This window comes from Pseudarthrobacter sp. HLT1-3 (genome assembly GCF_059383535.1).
Window position 1 is genome coordinate 41,197 of record NZ_JBWZCJ010000014.1, and the last position, 17,712, is coordinate 58,908.

General features: G+C 66.6%; 16 protein-coding genes and 2 tRNA genes. 13 read left to right on the plus strand and 5 right to left on the minus strand.

Annotation, left to right across the window (positions count from 1 at the left end):
- Positions 1 to 36 precede the first annotated feature (36 nt).
- A complete protein-coding gene (locus AC50X9_RS13150; protein ID WP_494894211.1) occupies positions 37 to 735 on the plus strand; it encodes a DUF8185 domain-containing protein in 699 nt (232 codons plus the stop codon).
- Positions 736 to 1,034: 299 nt separating this feature from the next.
- Positions 1,035 to 1,742 carry a Pr6Pr family membrane protein gene (locus AC50X9_RS13155; RefSeq protein WP_494894212.1) on the plus strand — a complete coding sequence of 236 codons (708 nt, stop codon included), beginning with the start codon at positions 1,035 to 1,037 and terminating at the stop codon, positions 1,740 to 1,742.
- Positions 1,743 to 1,842: 100 nt separating this feature from the next.
- Here AC50X9_RS13155 and AC50X9_RS13160 read toward each other — a convergent pair whose 3' ends face one another.
- The 4 genes from AC50X9_RS13160 to pepN all read right to left on the minus strand — a co-directional run bounded on the left by AC50X9_RS13160 (position 1,843) and on the right by pepN (position 6,327).
- Positions 1,843 to 2,301, minus strand: coding sequence for a globin (locus AC50X9_RS13160; RefSeq protein WP_494894213.1), 459 nt, complete (start codon positions 2,299 to 2,301; stop codon positions 1,843 to 1,845).
- A 4-nt stretch (positions 2,302 to 2,305) separates the two neighbouring features.
- Positions 2,306 to 2,965, minus strand: coding sequence for a mechanosensitive ion channel family protein (locus AC50X9_RS13165; protein ID WP_494894214.1), 660 nt, complete (start codon positions 2,963 to 2,965; stop codon positions 2,306 to 2,308).
- A 225-nt stretch (positions 2,966 to 3,190) separates the two neighbouring features.
- Positions 3,191 to 3,676, minus strand: coding sequence for an OsmC family protein (locus tag AC50X9_RS13170; RefSeq protein WP_494894215.1), 486 nt, complete (start codon positions 3,674 to 3,676; stop codon positions 3,191 to 3,193).
- 95 nt (positions 3,677 to 3,771) lie between these two features.
- Entirely contained in the window at positions 3,772 to 6,327 is a 2,556-nt protein-coding gene (gene pepN, locus AC50X9_RS13175; RefSeq protein WP_494894216.1) for an aminopeptidase N, read from the minus strand.
- A 148-nt stretch (positions 6,328 to 6,475) separates the two neighbouring features.
- Between pepN and AC50X9_RS13180 the strand changes: the two genes are divergently transcribed.
- The 3 genes from AC50X9_RS13180 to AC50X9_RS13190 all read left to right on the plus strand — a co-directional run bounded on the left by AC50X9_RS13180 (position 6,476) and on the right by AC50X9_RS13190 (position 9,049).
- Complete coding sequence (locus tag AC50X9_RS13180; protein ID WP_494894217.1) at positions 6,476 to 7,477, plus strand: hypothetical protein; 1,002 nt, start codon at positions 6,476 to 6,478, stop codon at positions 7,475 to 7,477.
- Between the two features lie 142 nt (positions 7,478 to 7,619).
- Entirely contained in the window at positions 7,620 to 8,111 is a 492-nt protein-coding gene (locus AC50X9_RS13185) for a ribose-5-phosphate isomerase (protein ID WP_494894218.1), read from the plus strand.
- Complete coding sequence (locus AC50X9_RS13190; protein ID WP_494894219.1) at positions 8,111 to 9,049, plus strand: Fpg/Nei family DNA glycosylase; 939 nt, start codon at positions 8,111 to 8,113, stop codon at positions 9,047 to 9,049. Before AC50X9_RS13185 ends, AC50X9_RS13190 begins: the two co-directional genes overlap by 1 nt.
- Before the next feature lie 129 nt (positions 9,050 to 9,178).
- Here the strand turns inward: AC50X9_RS13190 and AC50X9_RS13195 are convergent.
- Positions 9,179 to 9,249, minus strand: a tRNA-Gly gene (locus AC50X9_RS13195).
- Between the two features lie 132 nt (positions 9,250 to 9,381).
- Here AC50X9_RS13195 and AC50X9_RS13200 point away from each other — a divergent pair.
- From AC50X9_RS13200 to AC50X9_RS13235, 8 genes are all read left to right on the plus strand, one after another.
- Positions 9,382 to 9,456, plus strand: a tRNA-Pro gene (locus AC50X9_RS13200).
- 68 nt (positions 9,457 to 9,524) lie between these two features.
- Positions 9,525 to 10,928: a trigger factor gene (tig, locus tag AC50X9_RS13205; RefSeq protein WP_494894220.1), complete on the plus strand. Its 1,404-nt coding sequence runs from the start codon at positions 9,525 to 9,527 to the stop codon at positions 10,926 to 10,928.
- A gap of 246 nt (positions 10,929 to 11,174) precedes the next feature.
- Complete coding sequence (locus AC50X9_RS13210; RefSeq protein ID WP_494894221.1) at positions 11,175 to 11,834, plus strand: ATP-dependent Clp protease proteolytic subunit; 660 nt, start codon at positions 11,175 to 11,177, stop codon at positions 11,832 to 11,834.
- Between the two features lie 38 nt (positions 11,835 to 11,872).
- On the plus strand, positions 11,873 to 12,532 hold the full coding sequence (locus tag AC50X9_RS13215) for an ATP-dependent Clp protease proteolytic subunit (RefSeq protein WP_494894222.1): 660 nt from the start codon (positions 11,873 to 11,875) through the stop codon (positions 12,530 to 12,532).
- Between the two features lie 215 nt (positions 12,533 to 12,747).
- On the plus strand, positions 12,748 to 14,028 hold the full coding sequence (gene clpX / locus AC50X9_RS13220; protein WP_494894223.1) for an ATP-dependent Clp protease ATP-binding subunit ClpX: 1,281 nt from the start codon (positions 12,748 to 12,750) through the stop codon (positions 14,026 to 14,028).
- A gap of 133 nt (positions 14,029 to 14,161) precedes the next feature.
- Positions 14,162 to 14,806 (plus strand): mycothiol-dependent nitroreductase Rv2466c family protein, encoded by a 645-nt coding sequence (locus AC50X9_RS13225; RefSeq protein ID WP_494894224.1) that lies wholly within the window; start codon positions 14,162 to 14,164, stop codon positions 14,804 to 14,806.
- Positions 14,807 to 15,200: 394 nt separating this feature from the next.
- Positions 15,201 to 17,036: a glycoside hydrolase family 15 protein gene (locus tag AC50X9_RS13230; RefSeq protein WP_494894225.1), complete on the plus strand. Its 1,836-nt coding sequence runs from the start codon at positions 15,201 to 15,203 to the stop codon at positions 17,034 to 17,036.
- A 29-nt stretch (positions 17,037 to 17,065) separates the two neighbouring features.
- Positions 17,066 to 17,704, plus strand: coding sequence for an aldo/keto reductase (locus AC50X9_RS13235; protein WP_494894226.1), 639 nt, complete (start codon positions 17,066 to 17,068; stop codon positions 17,702 to 17,704).
- The last annotated feature ends 8 nt before the right edge of the window (positions 17,705 to 17,712 follow it).

Genomic DNA, 17,712 nt, shown 5'->3' on the forward strand with positions numbered 1-17,712 from the left:
CCGTCCCAACGAGGCACAGCCGGTAGAGTCGATATTGTGTCTGACGTCCTTACCCAGTCCCTGCAGTTCACCGATCCACGAGACCTGGCGGATTTGCGTACCTTCGCCACCCGCGCCCGGTCGATCGACGACGGCGCCATCCGGCTCCAGGCATCCGGCCCGGTGCTCGCCGCCTACGTCTGTGTGCTGAGGCCGCGGCTGCTGGGGGAGTCGACCCCGACGATCCTCGGCCTGCGGACCATGGCCCTGGCACACCCGGCGGACACTGACGTCACCGTTCCACTCTCGGCAGTGCTGGACCGGCTGGCACGGGCGGGGGAGAACGACGTCGAACTTCCGTTGCCGCCGGTCACAGTGACCGAATCGTGGGCGGGGGTCGGTGCACCCCGCACCGGATGGGAAGCCGTGGCCACTTTGCGGGACGCCGAGCTGCGCCGGTCCGCCGAGGCCGGGATCACCGAGATCGCCGCGATCATTCCGGACAAACCCGGAGCCTTGATCGTCAACAACGCACGCGCCACGGTCTGGGGCAGGGAACTGCCGGGCGGCGGGGGGCTTCCGCTGGGCGCGGCGTTCGCAGCACTCACCTTGGGCTTCCTGGCCGATGGTGAACAGCAGCTCTACCGGGCCGGGCGCTGGTTCCGGCTCAGCGGAGCCAGGGGGCATGTGCTGGCCAGATCCGGTGCGGGCCTCCAAATCCCCTCGCCAGCGGCTGCCGGCTCGCCGACCCTCTGACCAGCTTGGGGAAAGCCGGGGCGCCTTTCCCCCGCCTCCATTCGAAGGACAGCTCAGAAACCGGCGATGGCGGTTCCGGCCAGAAGTGGATCAGGTGCGGTTCGACCTGCGAGTCCACGACCGGGCCAAAGGCCGCATCCCGTCCGGTGGCGTGGCCGGTCGCCGACGCGATCACGGGCACTGCCTCTCAGTCGCTCTCGACCGGGCAGCCGCCCGCCTCCATTACCGCGGCGCCGCACCACCTGGCAAGAGGGCGGCAGGCCCTCTGACAGTCCTGACCGGGCTGGCATACTGGGCGGATGAGCGGCATGTCTGTGCTGGATCCCCCGGTCGAGCGACACCTTGGCTTCAACGATGCGTTGCATCCGGACCGCCTGTGGGTCCGCGCGCTGCGTTTCGCAGTCGGCGCCTTCGTGCTCATCGCCCTCGCCCGGAAGACTTATGACGCGACGGTCCCAGGCAATGACGTGGACATCGCCCAGCTCTACTCGGAATTCACGGTCCAGTCGAACCTTGTCCTCGGGCTTGTGCTGGTCGCATCAGCCGCCCTGCCGCGGACCCGGCTCCCGGAGTGGCGGGACCACCTTTTCGGTGCGCTGGTCTTCTATCTGGTGATGACCGGCATCATCTATGTTGTCCTGGTAGCCCCGCCGGGCGAGCCGTGGTGGAGCCTGGACATGTACTGGCCCCAGCTCGCACACCACCGCGTCGCTCCGCTGTTCGCGGCGCTCGACTGGCTCCTCGTCACGAGGACCGTGCGCGGCAAGTGGTGGCGGCCGCTGGTGTGGCTCAGCTACCCCGCCGCTTTCCTTGTGTTCTCGTGGGTGCGCGGGGCTATCGACGGCTGGTACGTCTACGACTTCCTGGATCCGACGCTCGACGGCGGTTGGCCGGCGGCGCTCGCTACGACGGCGCAGGTGCTCGTCGCGTTCCTCGTCGTCTCACTACTTCTGCATTTCGCGGGCAATGCCCGTGCCGGGCTCGCAGCGCGGCACGGGCGGCGCTGACCACCGGTCCGCCGACTTGATCACGGGTCCGACAAAGGGTCCACTCGATCGAGGCCACGCGGGACCGCCCGGGGCTAAAGTCACGCTGCGGTGAACGGCGTCAGGCTCCGGAGGGGCTGTTCACCATGGAGAGGGCCGCCCGTTCCATGTAGTCCCACAGTGTCCCCTCGTGGAGCGGCGGGAGCTCCAGGGAGTCGACCGCGGTGCGCATGTGATGCAGCCAGCGTTCCCTGGCTTCCGGCGTCACCCGGAAGGGCTGGTGCCGCATCCTCAGCCGGGGATGCCCGCGCTCCTCGCCGTACGTCGTCGGGCCGCCCCAGTACTGCTCGAGGAACATCAGAAACCGCCGCTTTGCGGGGCCGAGATCCTCTTCCGGATACATCGGCCGCAGCAGCGGATCCGTCGCCACGCCGTCGTAGAACACATCGATGAGCTTCACGAAGGTCTCATGGCCGCCCACGGCGTCGTAGAAGTTGTCCGTGTAGCCGGGCTTGCTGAACGGATCGTTCTGCAACAGCTGCTTAGGCTGGCGGGGTTCGCCGGCGCTGGGAATCGTCATGGTTCTATTCTCCGGCTATCTGCTGGGGTGCGTCGTCGGCCTCGGCCGCCGCCGCGGCCTCCGGCGAAATGTATGTGCCCTGGGAGCGGTTTCCCACCCGCAGGATTTCGCCGTTGCGCAGGTACCAGATGGTGCCGTCGTCCGCCCGGACCCGGGTGATCCGCAGGTTCATGGCTTCCACCGTGCCCACCACCTCGGACGTTTCGATGATGTCGCCAATCCCGTACTGGTCCTCCATGGTGATGAAGATGCCGGCGAGGAAGTCGCGGATCAGTTGCTGGGCGCCGAAGCCGATCGCGATTCCGAGGATTCCGACGCTGGTCAGGATCGGAGCGACGTCCACGTTCAGGTTCTTGAGCACGTACACGGTGGTGAGGATGGACACCAGGACGCCGACCACACTGTTGAGCAGTGCGCCGATGGTGTGGGCGCGCTGGACCCGGCGTTCCTGTTCGAGGGCGCGGAAGGCCGGAGCCACCCAGCGGAAGAGCGGCTTCCTGAAGAGTGAGGTGCCTGCGGCGACGCGTTTTGTGATTCCGACGATCACGAACGACGCCACCAGCCAAATGGTGACGCCGACCCCCAAGCTGATGACGATGCCCGGCAGGTTGATGGCAGAGATGTCCGCAGGGGTGATTGGTTCGATGGTGGTCGGGCTGATCATCGGTGGGCAAACTCCTTGTTGCTGCGCGTTGTTTCTGCGTCTTGGTGCTGTGTCTATTTGCTGCGTCCCGGCTGCCGGCGGGCAGCATTTGGGCTGGGCGCTGGGCCGGGTGTCCGGGCAGGCGGCCGGCGGCCGCCGGGCGCCGAAGACCCTGGCCTCCTTCAACACTAGCGCCGCCGGGTTCGCCCGGGCGCATCCGCGTCCCGCGGGACCCGGCGGGGACGGTCAGCCCGGCTGGTCCCCGACCAGCGCGCTCGGCTCGTGCAGCACCGGGAAATTGACGCTCCGGGCGATGAAGCAGACCCTGTTCGCCGCGGCGTGCAGTTCCGCCAGAAGTTCCTCCGTCACCGGAGCAGCCAGTGTCACCCGGGGCCTGAGCGTGGCAGATTCAAACTGGCCACTGCCGTCACGGTTGGTCCGCATCAGGGCCTCGGCGCGGTCCTCGTAGGCTGTCACCACCACGCCGCTCTTCACGGCGACGTGCAGGAACGACAGCATGTGGCATTGGGACAGCGCCGCCAGCAGCAGCTGTTCCGGGTTGTAGCGGTCCCGGTCACCGTGGAAGGTCGGGTCCGCGGAGCCCCGCAGAACGGGCACCCCCGGGATCTCGATGTCGTGGTCCCGCGAATAGCCGCGGTACGACGCCGTCCCCTCGCCCAGGTTCCCGGTCCAACGGACTGTCAGCGCATAGCGGTGCTCGTCGAGGCTCATGGCTCCAGCCTAGGTCACCTCCCGGCCCCGCTGACCCGCAGCAGGGCCGTTCTGGGTGTCCAAAACGGCCGCTGCTGCGAGCTACCTGGGCGGGGTTACCCGACGTCGGCCTGGCGGGCACGCAGCGCGCGGGCCACGCCGTCGCGGTTCTCCAGCATCATCCGCCGCAGCGCCGAGCTGTCCTCGGGGAGCGAGGCGAGGAACTCATCGGTGCGGTCCACGGTTGCCTGGGTGGTCAGCTGCGCCGGGTACAGCCCGACGACGATCTGCAGGGCCAGCGCATGCGTCCGGTCCCTGACGATGCCCGGGACGGCGTCGAAATATTTCTCGGCGTACGGCTCCAGCAGGGAGGTGTCGAGCACCCGGGTGAAGCCGCTGACGGCCGAACCCTGCAGCGCGTTGGAGAACTCGCCCTTGACCACAATCGATTCCCACGCCGCGGCCTTGGCCTCCGGCGTCGGAATCGCGGCCTTGGCCAGGGCAGCCGCGTTCTGCCCGGTGGCGGTGTTGTCGCGCGCCAGCTCGGCGTCGATCGTCTCGTCGCCCGCGCGGCTGCCGGCGACGAGGGAGGTGATCAGTTCCCAGCGCAGGTCCTGGTCCACGGTGAGCCCCGCCAGCGTCAGGCTGCCGTCCAGGAGTCCGGACACGGTGTCCAGCTGGCCGGAGCTGCGTGCCAGCAGGGCGTAGGACTTTACGAACTGCAGCTGCGCGTCGGAGCCGGCCGGGACGCCGGAGGCGAGTTCCCAAAGCCGGTCGGCGGCGGCAACCGCGGTGGCTTCCTTGTGGTCCGCGGCCACGTAGAAGTTCAGCGTGGTGGCCAGCTGGCGCAGCTGGACCTGGATCACGGACGAATCGGATTCCTCGGCGATGTTAGCCAGGATCAGCTTCACGTAGCCGCGGGCGGGGGTTTCGCCGTCGCGGGCCGCATCCCAGGCCGAGCCCCACACGAGGGTCCGGGGCAGGCTCTGGCTGAAGTCCTTGAGGTGGGCCGTGGCGGTGGCCAGGGACGCCGGGTCGAGCCGGACCTTGGCGTAGGCGAGGTCGTCGTCGTTGAGCAGAATCAGGTCGGGCCGGGCGACTCCGGCCAGCGAGGGCACCTCGGTGCGTCCGCCGTCGACGTCGAGCTCCTCGCGGTGCACGCGTTCCAGCTTCCCGGCGCGGTTGAGGTTGTAGAAGCCGACGGCGAGCCGGTGCGGCCGGATGGTCGGCTGGGCCTCGGTGGCGGACTGCAGGATCGCGAACGACCTGATTGTGCCGTCCTCGCCGACGGACAGCTCGGGCTTGAGCGTGTTGACGCCGGCGGTCTCCAGCCAGAGCCGGCCCCACTGGTCCAGGTCGCGGCCGCTGGCCTTTTCAAGTTCCGCCATCAGGTCGCTGAGTTCGGTGTTCTGCCAGGCGTGTTTGCGGAAGTACTCGCGGACACCGGCCATAAACTCCTCCGGACCCACCCAGGCGACGAGCTGGCGGAGCACCGAGGCGCCCTTGGCGTAGGTGATGCCGTCAAAGTTGACCTCGACGTCCTCCAGATCGTTGATTTCCGCGAATATCGGGTGGGTCGTGGGGAGCTGGTCCTGGCGGTACGCCCAGGACTTCTCCACCGAGGCGAACGTGGTCCAGGCGCGGTCAAACTTGGTGTTTTCCACGGCGGCCAGGTGGGACATGTACTCGGCGAAGGACTCATTGAGCCAGAGGTCGTTCCACCAGCGCATGGTCACGAGGTCCCCGAACCACATGTGGGCCAGCTCGTGGAGCACGGTGATGGCGCGCCGCTCGACCTGGGCGTCGGTGACCTTGCTGCGGAAGATGTAGCCCTCCAGGATCGTCACCGCCCCGGCGTTCTCCATCGCGCCGGCGTTGAATTCCGGCACAAAGAGCTGGTCGTACTTCTCGAACGGGTAGGGGCAGCCGAACTGCGCCTCGAAGAACTCGAAGCCCTGCCGGGTCAGGGCGAAGATGTTGTCCGCGTCGAGGTACTGCATCAGCGACTTGCGGGCGAAGATTCCCAGCGGGGTGACTTTCCCGTCGGCGGAGACCACTTCGCTGCGGACCGACTGGTAGGGCCCCGCGATCAGCGCCGTGACGTAGGAGGAGAGCCGCGGTGTGGGCGCGAATTCCCAGACGGAGCGGGCGGCGCCATCGGTGCCCGGGATGGTCTCGACCCGCACCGGGGTGGGGGAGTTGGACACCACATCCCAGTGCGACGGGCCAATGACCGTGAAGGTGAAGCTGGCCTTGAGGTCAGGCTGCTCAAACACGGCGAACATCCGCCGGGAATCCGGAACCTCGAACTGGGTGTACAGATAGACCTCCTGGTCCACCGGGTCCACGAAACGGTGCAGCCCCTCGCCGGTGTTCATGTACGGGGCCTCGGCGACGACCAGCAGGTCGTTCTCCGCCGCCAGTTCCGGAAGCTGGATGCGGACGCCGTCGGAAACCTCCGCCGGGTCAAGCTCGAGCCCGTTCAGGGTGACACTGAGCACCGCGGCGGTGACCGCGTCGATGAAGGTCGAGGACCCCGGCGTGGCCGAGAACTTCACGGCGGTGGTGGTGCCGAAGACTTTGTCCCCACGGGTCAGGTCGAGTTCGACCTCGTAGGAGTCGACGGCGATCAGCTCGGCGCGCTCGCGCGCTTCGGTGCGCGTCAGGTTCATTCCAGGCAAAATTGGGCCTCCGGGGATGCTTAGGGACGGGGAAAACTCGATACTGTGAAATCATTCTTTCACTTCTGCGGCCCTTGGCAAGTTGCCTTAGGTCACCCCAACATATCGAACCCCGAACCGCCGGGGTAGCGTGGGGGATATGGGAAAGCTGCGGGAATCGGTCGACGCAAGAGCCCTGCGGTTCGCCGTGGGGTTCCCACTGATGCTCGCCGCGGCTTTTGTGGTCTGCGCGTTCCTGATCCGCGCCGATCTGCCCGAGCCGCTGGCGATCCGCTGGACCGGGGACGGTGCAGCGGACTTCGCCCCGTTCGGGGCCGTCGTCGGAGCCGGCGCCGCCATGATTGTGCTGATCGGCTGGGCCGTGCTGGTCCAGGCGGTGCCGCTGTCCCGCCCGGCCATCATGCGCCGGATCATGATGGGCACCGGACTGTTCGTCAGCCTCTTCGTCACCACCGTTCTCGCCGCAGTGCTGGTCGGACAGCTCGGCCTGGAGAATGCGCGGCAGGCACAGGTGGACGTCGCCGTGCTCGCCATGGGCAGCGGCGCCGCCCTGGGCCTGGGCTTCGTGATGGGTTTCGTCTTCAAAGCCGACGAACGCTGGTCCACGGACGACGATCGGGCCATCGAGGCGGCCCTCGCCCGCGAACTTGATCCGGACCTGGCCCGGGATTCGGTGACGCTGTGGGTCCACGCCCGCAGTTCCGTTTTCGTGATGCTCGGGATCGCCACCCTTCTCCCCGCCGCGCTCCTCACCATCGCCGTGCCCTGGCTCGCCGCCCTCCTCGCCGCCCTGGCCCTGTTCGCCGCCGCGTGCCTGTTTGCCCGGCTCCGGGTGGACCGCAGCGGCCTCCGGGTCTTCGCCGCCGGATTCGTCCGGGTCATGGACGTGCCGGCCGCTGCCATCGAGGCGGCGACGCCGAAGGAGGTCCGGGCGGCCACCTACGGCGGCTGGGGCTACCGGAGCCACGGCACCTCGACGGCGCTGCTGGTCAGCAGCGGACCCGCCGTCGTCGTCGACCGGGTGGACGGACGTACCCTGACCGTCAGCGCCGGAAGTGCCACCACGGCGGACAATCTCGCGCAGGTGATTTCGCGGGTGGCGGCACGGGCGCGCCGGGGCGGCGGCGCCACCGGTTCGTGAAGTCCCGCTGGCGCCTGCGGGACCGGCCTGCCGGACCCTGCCACCGCGTGTCCCGGAGGCCCCTGCCCCGGTAGGCTGGGAACAGCCCCCAACCAGCCCCGCAAGCCCCGATGACAGGCCTGCCCCACCGAACGGATACGCCGTGACCCCTTCTGACTTCCCGCGCGTGCACATCGCCACCGACCACGCGGGCATGGAACTCAGCGCCCACCTCGTCAAGCACCTCAGCGCCAAGGGCTACGAGGTCCTCGACCACGGACCCCAGGAATATGACGCCCAGGACGACTACCCCTCGTTCTGCATCAACGCCGCGCGCGCCGTGGTGGCGGACCAGGAGGCCGGCATCAACGCCCTCGGGATCGTCCTCGGCGGCTCCGGCAACGGCGAGCAAATTGCCGCCAACAAGGTCAAGGGCGTCCGCGCCGCGTTGGCCTGGAACCTGTCCACCGCGAAGCTGGCCCGGGAGCACAACGACGCCAACGTGGTCGCCGTCGGCGGCCGCCAGCACAGCGTCGACGAGGCCACCGAAATCATCGAAGCGTTCCTGGCCGAACCCTTCAGCAACGACGAGCGCCACGTCCGCCGGATCGGCAAAATTGGCGCCTACGAGCGCACCGGCGAGGTCATCGACTAGTGCCGGAGGGACACTCCGTCCGGCGGCTGGCGCGCCAGTTCGGCGACGTCTTCACGGGGGAGCGGCTCGCGGTGTCCAGTCCGCAGGGGCGTTTCGTCCAGGGCGCAGCCCTGCTGGACGGCCACACCGTTACCGGCGCCGACGCGCACGGGAAGCACCTATTCCTGGCGTTCGAGCACGGGCTGCTGCTGCATGTCCACCTGGGCCTCTACGGCGCCTGGGACTTCGGCGGCGACGGGACTTTCCGGGGCGCGTCCAGTATCGGGGCGCCCCGCAAGGTGGGGGAGCGGGAGCTCTACGACGACGGCGGAGCGCCCGAGCCGGCCGGGTACGAAGGCCCGCCCGCGCCGGTCGGTGCCGTCCGCGTCAGGCTCGCCAGCGCCCACGGCTGGGCCGACCTCCGCGGCGCGACCACCTGCCAGGCGGTCACCGAAGAGGAAGCGGAGGCTGTCCTGGCCCGCCTCGGTCCCGACCCGCTGCGCAATCTCCCCGGCGACCGCGGGTCCTTCATCGCCGCGGTCCGGGCCAGGCGCACGCCGCTCGCCGCCCTGCTGATGGACCAGAAGGTCATTGCCGGCGTCGGCAACGTGTACCGCGCCGAACTGCTGTTCCGGCAGCGGCTGGACCCGTGGCTGCCCGGGAAGGGGTTGACCGGGGACGATGCCGGACGGCTCTGGGACGACACCGTCGCAGTGATGTCCGACGGCGTCCGCGACGGCCGGATCATCACCACACCCCCGCGCTACTGGGGCGGGACCGGGGGCATCGCCGGGGGAACTCCCGGAGGCGGCTCCCGGAGCGGCCTGCCCGCGGCGGAGGATTCACACTTCGTCTACCGGCGGCAGGGACTGGACTGCAGGGACTGCGGCACGCCGGTGGCCCTGACCGAGCTCGGAGCCCGGAAGCTGTACTGGTGCCCGGCCTGCCAGGCGCCCTGAGGCGGAGGCGAAGACGACCGGCCGCCCGGCGGCAGCCGCACGAGGCAGCAAAACCGGCCGCCCGCCGGCAGCCGCACGAGACAACAAAAAAGCCCCTCCGCACGGAGGGGCTTCTTCATCAGATATCTGAGGGGACGACGGGAATCGAACCCGCGTAATCAGTTTGGAAGACTGAGGCTTTACCATTAAGCTACGTCCCCGGGAACTTGCCTGAACATTCCTGCAAACTTCCGGGCGGCTGTTGAAGCCGGATACAACTAAACCCAATTCAGGGCCCCGGTGTCAAATGTGCAAACCGGCACAAAATGACCGTAGACTGTTCTGTGCACTTACGGGGTGTAGCTCAGCTTGGCTAGAGCACCTGCTTTGGGAGCAGGAAGTCGCAGGTTCAAATCCTGTCACCCCGACTCTGCAAGTACCGCCAGACCCTTGGCGGCGCAGAACCCCACCCCCTAAAACCAGGAGTACTTAGACTGTGAAGAGCGCTGTCGAGAACCTCACCCCCACGCGGGTCAAGCTCAATGTTGAGGTCCCCTTTGAGGAATTGAAGCCCAGCATCGCAGAGGCATACAAGACTGTTGCTTCGCAGATCCAGGTCCCCGGTTTCCGCAAGGGCAAGGTCCCCTCCAAGCTCATTGACCAGCGCGTCGGCCGTGGCTACGTGCTGGAGACCGCCATCAACGACGGCCTCAACGGCTGGTACCAGGCAGCCGTTCAGGAAACCGGCATCCGCCCGCTGAACCGTCCCGAGGTCGAGATCACCGAGGTTCCGGACCCGTCCGCCACCGACGGTGAACTCAAGTTCCACGCCGAGGTTGACGTCCGCCCGGAGATCGAACTGCCCGACTACGCCGGCATCAAGGTTGAAGTTGCCGCCGCCGAGTCCAGCGACGCCGACGTCGACAAGGCCCTGGACGAACTCCGCGGCCGCTTCGGCACGCTGAAGTCCGTGGACCGTCCCGCCGCGGACAAGGACTTCCTGACCATCGACATCACCGCCACCATCGACGGCGCCGAGGTCGATTCCGCCACCGGTCTGTCCTACCAGGTCGGCGCCGGCACCATGCTCGAGGGCCTCGACGAAGCCGTCACCGGCCTCAGCGCCGACGAGGACGCCATCTTCGACACCACCCTCGTGGGCGGCGAGCACGCCGGCGAGTCCGCCCAGGTCAAGGTCGTCGTCAAGTCCGTCAAGGAGCGCGAGCTTCCCGAAGCTGACGACGACTTCGCCCAGCTGGCCTCCGAATTCGACACGCTGGACGAACTGCGCGAGGACCTCGCCAAGCAGGCTAAAGAGTCCAAGGTCGTCGAGCAGGGCGTCGAGGCCCGCGACAAGGTCCTCGACAAGCTTGTTGAACTCGTTGCGGTCCCCGTCCCGGAATCCGTCGTCGAAGAGCAGCTCGAGCAGCACTTCAACGCCGAGAACGCCCACGGCGAAGGCGATCACGACACCGAGGAGCACCGCGCCGAGGTCAAGGCCAACACCGAGCGTGCCTTCCAGAACGAGATCATCCTCGACGCCATCGCGGAAAAGGAAGAAGTCAACGTCAGCCAGAACGAGCTGATCGACTACATCGTCACCACCGCCGGCCAGTACGGCATGGACCCGAACCAGTTCGCGCAGATCATCGATCAGAGCGGCCAGGTCCCGATGATGGTCTCCGAGGTCCGCCGCCGCAAGGCCCTGGCCGTTGTGCTGGGCCAGGCCGAGGTCACCGACACCGAGGGCAACAAGGTTGACCTCAGCGACTTCGTCCGCCCCGGCGGCGAAGAGGCGCCGGTCGAGGCAGCAGCCGAGACCGACGTCGAGGAGGCCGCTTCCGAAGAAGCAGCACCGGAGACCGCCAAGAACGATGACCCGGCAGCAGTAAAGTTCTAACACTTTCTGTTCCCGCAGTTTCCCGCGGCACCCCTGGATCTCTGATCCGGGGGTGCCGCTTTTTAAGCCCGTGATGAACCCTCCGGGGCAATCGTGCGCCGTCAGCGAACAGCCCCGCGCCTGAGCACAAAGCGGACTGGAAAACCGTTAGTGTCCATGTAGGAAAGTTCAGTGATGTCGTCCAGTGGCGTCACCGTCGCCAGCGAGAGGTAAGTACATATGTCACAGCAAGCAGGGGCACCCCGGATGGCTACTGTCGATCCGGCAGCCCAGGATAACTACATTTACAACCGCCTGCTGAAAGAGCGCATCATCTGGCTCGGCTCCGAGGTCCGCGACGAGAACGCCAACGCGATCTGCTCGCAGCTGCTGCTGCTCTCGGCCGAGAACCCCGAGAAGGATATCTACCTCTACATCAACTCACCGGGCGGCTCCGTCACCGCCGGCATGGCCATCTACGACACCATGCAGTTCATCCCCAACGACGTCGTTACCGTCGCCACCGGCCTCGCCGCCTCGATGGGGCAGTTCCTGCTCTCCTCCGGCACCAAGGGCAAGCGTTACGCCACCCCCAACGCCCGCATCCTGATGCACCAGCCTTCCGGCGGCATCGGCGGCACGGCCTCGGACATCAAGATCCAGGCCGAGCTCATCCTGCACATGAAGAAGGTCATGGCCGAACTGACGGCTACTCAGACCGGACAGAGCGTCGACACCATCCTCAAGGACAACGACCGCGACAAGTGGTTCACGGCCAAGGAAGCCCTCGAGTACGGCTTCTTCGACAAGATCGCGGCCCACGCCGGTTCCGTGGCAGGCGGCGGCGGAACCAACGCCAACGGCGCTAACGCAGCCGACGGCGACGGTGCAGTTGACGGCACCGTAACCGGATCCACCGAGAACTGACCGGCACGCAGACAGCAATGAATTCAGGAGCAATGAACATGAACTACAACTTCGGTTCGACTGCCGGTAACCTGCCGAGCAGCCGCTACGTGCTGCCGCAGTTCGAGGAGCGCACCCCCTACGGCTTCAAGCGCCAGGACCCGTACACCAAGCTCTTCGAGGACCGCATCATCTTCCTCGGTGTCCAGATCGACGATGCCTCGGCCGACGACGTGATGGCGCAGCTGCTGGTGCTCGAGTCCACCGACCCGGACCGCGACATAACGCTGTACATCAACTCCCCGGGTGGCTCCTTCACTGCCATGACGGCGATCTACGACACGATGACGTACATCCGACCGGAAATCCAGACCGTCTGCCTCGGCCAGGCGGCCAGTGCCGCCGCCGTGATCCTGGCGGCCGGCACCCCGGGCAAGCGCCTCGCGCTGCCGAACGCCCGCGTCCTGATCCACCAGCCGTCGCTGTCCGGCGGCCAGGGCGGACAGGCCTCCGACCTTGAGATCCAGGCAGCCGAGGTCATGCGCATGCGGGAATGGCTGGAGAACACCCTGGCCAAGCACTCCGGCCGGACCGCGGAGCAGGTCAACTATGACATCGAGCGTGACAAGATCCTCACCGCGGCCGACGCCCTGGACTATGGTCTGATCGACCAGGTGCTGGATTCCCGCAAGATGAAGCCACAGGCAATCACCCGGTAACGGATCATAACGTAATAAGCAGTACCCGACGCCGATGCGGCCCCCATAATGTGGCCGCACCGGCGTCGGCTTTCCACCCATCAGGCCCAAAGTGACCTAGAGTGGAACATGTCACGGCTTGCGTCCCCAGGGGGACGTCCGTGATTCCAGTAACGGGTGCAGCGCTGCGCAGGAGTTCCACAGAGCCGGCAGCACGATACTAAAGGGGTTCACATATGGCTCGGATTGGCGAGAGCACGGATCTGCTGAAGTGTTCTTTCTGCGGAAAGAGCCAGAAGCAGGTTCGGAAGCTCATTGCCGGGCCTGGCGTCTACATCTGCGACGAGTGCATTGAACTCTGCAACGAGATCATTGAAGAAGAACTCGCCGAAGTAGCCGACCTGGGCAGTTTCGAACTGCCCAAGCCCCGCGAAATCTTTGACTTCCTGCAGGAATACGTGATCGGGCAGGAGCCCGCCAAACGCTCTCTCGCCGTCGCGGTCTACAACCACTACAAGCGCATCCAGGCCGGCCATGCCCCCAAGAGCGGCAGCCTCGCCGAAGGTGTCCACCACGACGACGTCGAGATCGCCAAGTCCAACATCCTGCTGATCGGTCCTACCGGTTGCGGCAAGACCTACCTCGCGCAGACCCTGGCCCGCCGGCTCAACGTCCCCTTCGCCGTCGCCGATGCCACCGCGCTGACCGAAGCCGGCTACGTCGGCGAGGACGTCGAGAATATCCTGCTGAAGCTGATCCAGGCCGCTGACTACGACGTCAAGAAAGCCGAACAGGGCATCATCTATATCGACGAAATCGACAAGATTTCGCGCAAGAGCGAGAACCCCTCCATCACCCGGGACGTCTCGGGCGAGGGTGTGCAGCAGGCCCTGCTGAAGATCCTTGAGGGCACGGTCGCCTCGGTCCCGCCGCAGGGCGGCCGCAAGCATCCGCACCAGGAATTTATCCAGATCGACACCACGAACGTGCTCTTCATCGTCGCCGGCGCCTTCGCCGGACTCGAGGAGATCATCGGGTCCCGGTCCGGACGCAAGGGCATCGGCTTCGGTGCGCCGCTCAACGAGGTCAAGAACAACACAGACTCCTACGGCGAGGTCATGCCCGAGGACTTGCTGAAGTTCGGGCTGATCCCGGAATTCATCGGCCGACTCCCGGTTATAACCACTGTGTCCAACCTGGACCGGTCGGCGCTGATCCAGATCCTGTCCACGCCCAAGAACGCCCTCGTGAAGCAGTACCAGAAGATGTTCCAGCTCGACGGCGTCGAACTTGTCTTCGAAGAGGAAGCGCTGAACACGATCGCCGACCAGGCGCTCGAACGCGGCACCGGCGCCCGCGGACTCCGCGCCATCATGGAGGAAGTCCTGCTGCCGGTGATGTTCGACCTACCCAGCCGTGACGATATCGCCACCGTGGTCATCACCGAAGACGTGGTCTCCAAGAAGGCCGAGCCCACGATGATCGCCCACGACGTCAAGCGCCGCAAGTCCGCCTGATCCGGGAGAATTCTGCTCCGGATCGGCCCTGACCCGGAATAAACGCGCCGTAGCGGGCGCTGAAGCTTGTGACGCGCCCGGCTGCACGCCGCAGCAGCGCACCCTTCCCTCGGACTTCCTTAGGAGATCACCTGTGTCTGAATCCCCGACCACCCAAGCAGAGACCACTCAAGCAGAGAACAAGGCCGACTTCTGGTTCGACCCGATGTGCCCGTTCGCCTGGGTGACCTCACGCTGGATCGGCGAGGTGGAAGGCGTCCGCAACATCAGCATGGAATGGCACGTGATGAGCCTTGCCATGCTGAACGCCGGCCGCGAGGAGCTCCCGGAGGACTACAAGGCATTCCTCACCAAGGCCTGGGCGCCCGTGCGGGTCATCACAGCCGCCGCGGAACAGTACGGTACCCAGTACGTCAAGGCGCTCTATGACGCCATGGGCACCAAGATCCACAATGAGGGCAACAAGGACATCGCCGAGGTCATCAGCAAGTCCCTCGCCGAGGTCGGCCTGCCCGCGGAGCTGGCGTCAGCAGGCGAGAACGACGACATCGACGCCAACTTGCGCACGAGCCACGAGGCCGGCATCTCGCTGGTGGGCCAGGACGTGGGCACCCCCATCGTGGCCTTCAACGGAACCGCCTTCTTCGGCCCCGTACTGACCCGGATTCCGCGCGGCGAGGAAGCCGGACGCCTGTGGGACGCCTCGGTAACCCTGGCCTCCTACCCCTACTTCTTTGAAATCAAGCGCAGCCGGACCGAAAGCCCTGAGTTCAACTGAGCGGTCTTTAACCAGCGTCGTGCGGGTGGCTGCCGCTGGCCAAAAGACGCTTAGGAATTACTGTGATGTAGTTCTTTCGCGGCCCTTGCGCATCGTGTGGAGCGGGACAACAATAGTACTTACCCACTTCGAAAGAAGCGGGACGCAGAAACCAAAGATTCAGTGACACTCATCCGACGCAGCCTTCGGCAAAGTCAGATGATGGCTACCAGTGACGAGGTAGGAAGACCTGAAAATCTAAGGATTCTGCCAGGTTGTCTAAGACGTCACGTGACAATCGAAAAGTCGAAGCCCCACCAACGGCAAAACGCTGATGGGGCTTCCCCTTTGCCCAAAAGCAGATTGACTCAAAACAGTTCAGCCAACGCACAGCTCAGCCAACGAACTGGGTGCCATGAGCAGTGAACCGATCGCCAGCTACGCCCTGCTGTCCGACTGCTCCTCGGCAGCCCTGGTCAGCGCGGCTGGCTCCTTGGACTGGCTGTGTTTCCCGCGCTTTGACAGCCCCTCGGTCTTCGGGCGGCTGCTGGGCCCGGAGGCCGGCTTCTGGTCGATCCACCCCGTCGGTGCCCACACCTCCACCCGCCGCTACCTCGGCCCCACGATGGTGCTGGAGACGACCCACACCACCGCGAGAGGCAGCGTCACCGTCACGGATGCCCTCGTGCTCGGCGACGGTAAACGGGGCCACGACCTGGGCTCGGATTCACCCGGGGCCCTACTCCGCCAGATGGCCTGCACCGCGGGGACGGTCGAGCTCGAGATCACCATCCGCCCCCGTCCGGACTACGGCCTCACCCGGCCCCGGTTGCGCGCAGTCGACGGCGGCTTCTTGGCCAGCGCGGGAAGCCAGGCACTTGCCGTCTCCAGCGCGGTTGCCTTCGACCTCCGGGAGGGCACAGCGAGGGCCCGGCTCATTCTCACCGCCGGCGACGTCACGGGCTTCGCCCTCCAGCACTACTTCGCCCCAGACGGTGTCCCCTCCGTCTGGAGCCAGTCCGACATCAGCCGCCGGCTCGCCGACACCGTGCAGGGCTGGACCAGCTGGTCGGAGATCCACCAGAGCTACCGTGGCCCCTGGCAGGACCTTGTCGACGGCAGCGGGCGGATCCTGCAGGCCCTTACCTACTACCCGACCGGAGCGATCGTGGCCGCCCCGACCACTTCGCTGCCGGAGGTGCCCGGAGGCATACGCAACTGGGATTACCGGTACACCTGGATCCGGGATGCCAGCATGACCCTGCAGGCACTCTGGGTGGCCGCCTGCCCGGACGAGGCAGGGAAGTTCTTCCAGTTTCTCGCCACGGCGGCCGCACGCCAGCTGGCCGGCGGGGAGGAGCTGCAGATCATGTTCGGCGTCGGCGGCGAACGCGAGCTGCCCGAACGAGTTCTGGCGCACCTGCCCGGCTGGCGCGGCAGCGCCCCGGTCCGGGTCGGCAACGGTGCGTGGGACCAGCGCCAACTCGACGTCTACGGTGAACTGCTCGACGCCGCCGCCACACTCCCGGAATACCTCGCCGCGCTCGCACCGGACACCCGGCGGTTCCTCGCCGACGCCGCAGACGCGGCGGCTGCACGCTGGCGCTCGACCGACCACGGCATCTGGGAAGTACGCGGGGAGCCACGCCACTACCTGCACTCAAAGCTCATGTGCTGGGTCGCCGTCGACCGGGCCATCAGCCTCGCCGGGATCCTCGGGACACCCGAGCGGGTACCGCGCTGGGCCGAGGCGCGGGAGCAGATCGCGGGTTCCATCCGCAGCGAGGGCTGGAGCCCCGCGGCGAACGCCTACACGCAGGCCTATGGCTCCGAGGACCTCGACGCCTCAGCGCTGATGCTCGCCATCGTGGGGTTCCTCCCCGCGGACGATCCGGGCATGCGTGCCACGATCGAGGCGGTGGAGCAGCGGCTCACCGATCCCCGCGGCCTCGTCTACCGCTACCGGGCCGATGACGGGTTCGCGGGCGAGGAAGGGACCTTTTTGTTATGCACCTTCTGGCTGGCGCAGGCCCTGGCCCTCGCCGGGGAAACCCGCCGCGCCCGGCGAGTCTTCGAACGGGCCGCCGGTTTCGCCACTGACCTGGGCCTGCTGGCCGAAGAGGTCGCACCGGACAGCAACGAGCTGCTGGGAAACTTCCCGCAGGCGTTCAGCCACATCGGCCTGGTCAACGCGGCCTGGGCCATCGGCGAAGCCGAGGCAGACGCCGGAGTGAATCTGCTTAGCTCCTGAGAAGTCCGGCGCGGCGTAGCCAGGATTCGATGTCCGGCCCTGCGCCCTGGACTTCCATACGGTCAAGGCTAAGCGGGCCCGAATCCATTGACCGCCTCCTGGCCGAGACATCAGTCATTCCGGCTGTAAACCAGATCGAGCTCCACCCCTACCTCCAGCAGAAGGAACTCCAGCGCCTGCACGCCAAGCACGGCATCCTCACCCAGGCTCGGTCGCCCATCGGCGGCATCACATCCTACGGCGGCGCCGAGAAGAGCGCCTTCGAGGACCCCACGCTGCTCAAAATCGGCCGTGAGCACGGGAAGTCGGCCGCCCAGATCATGCTGCGCTGGCACCTGCAGCAGGGCCGCTCGGCCATCCCGAATCGGTCAACCCTGGGCGCATCGCCGAGAACTTCGATGTCTTCGATTTCGAACTCACCGAGCAGCAGCGCGCCGCCATCGACGCACTCGACACCGGCGTGCGCGGCGGACCGGACCCGGACAGCATCACGCTCGAAACCTATGGCGTGCCCATCCCGGAGGCCTAACCCGGAGGCCAGTTACACACAGCGCGAGCCGACGTTCTTCCGGGCCCACACTAACCAGCACCAAGGGGTGCCGAACCAGACCGGTTCGGCACCCCTCCTGTCTCCGAGAATCCCGCGTCAGGATCCCGCCAGACGCTAGGCTAGACG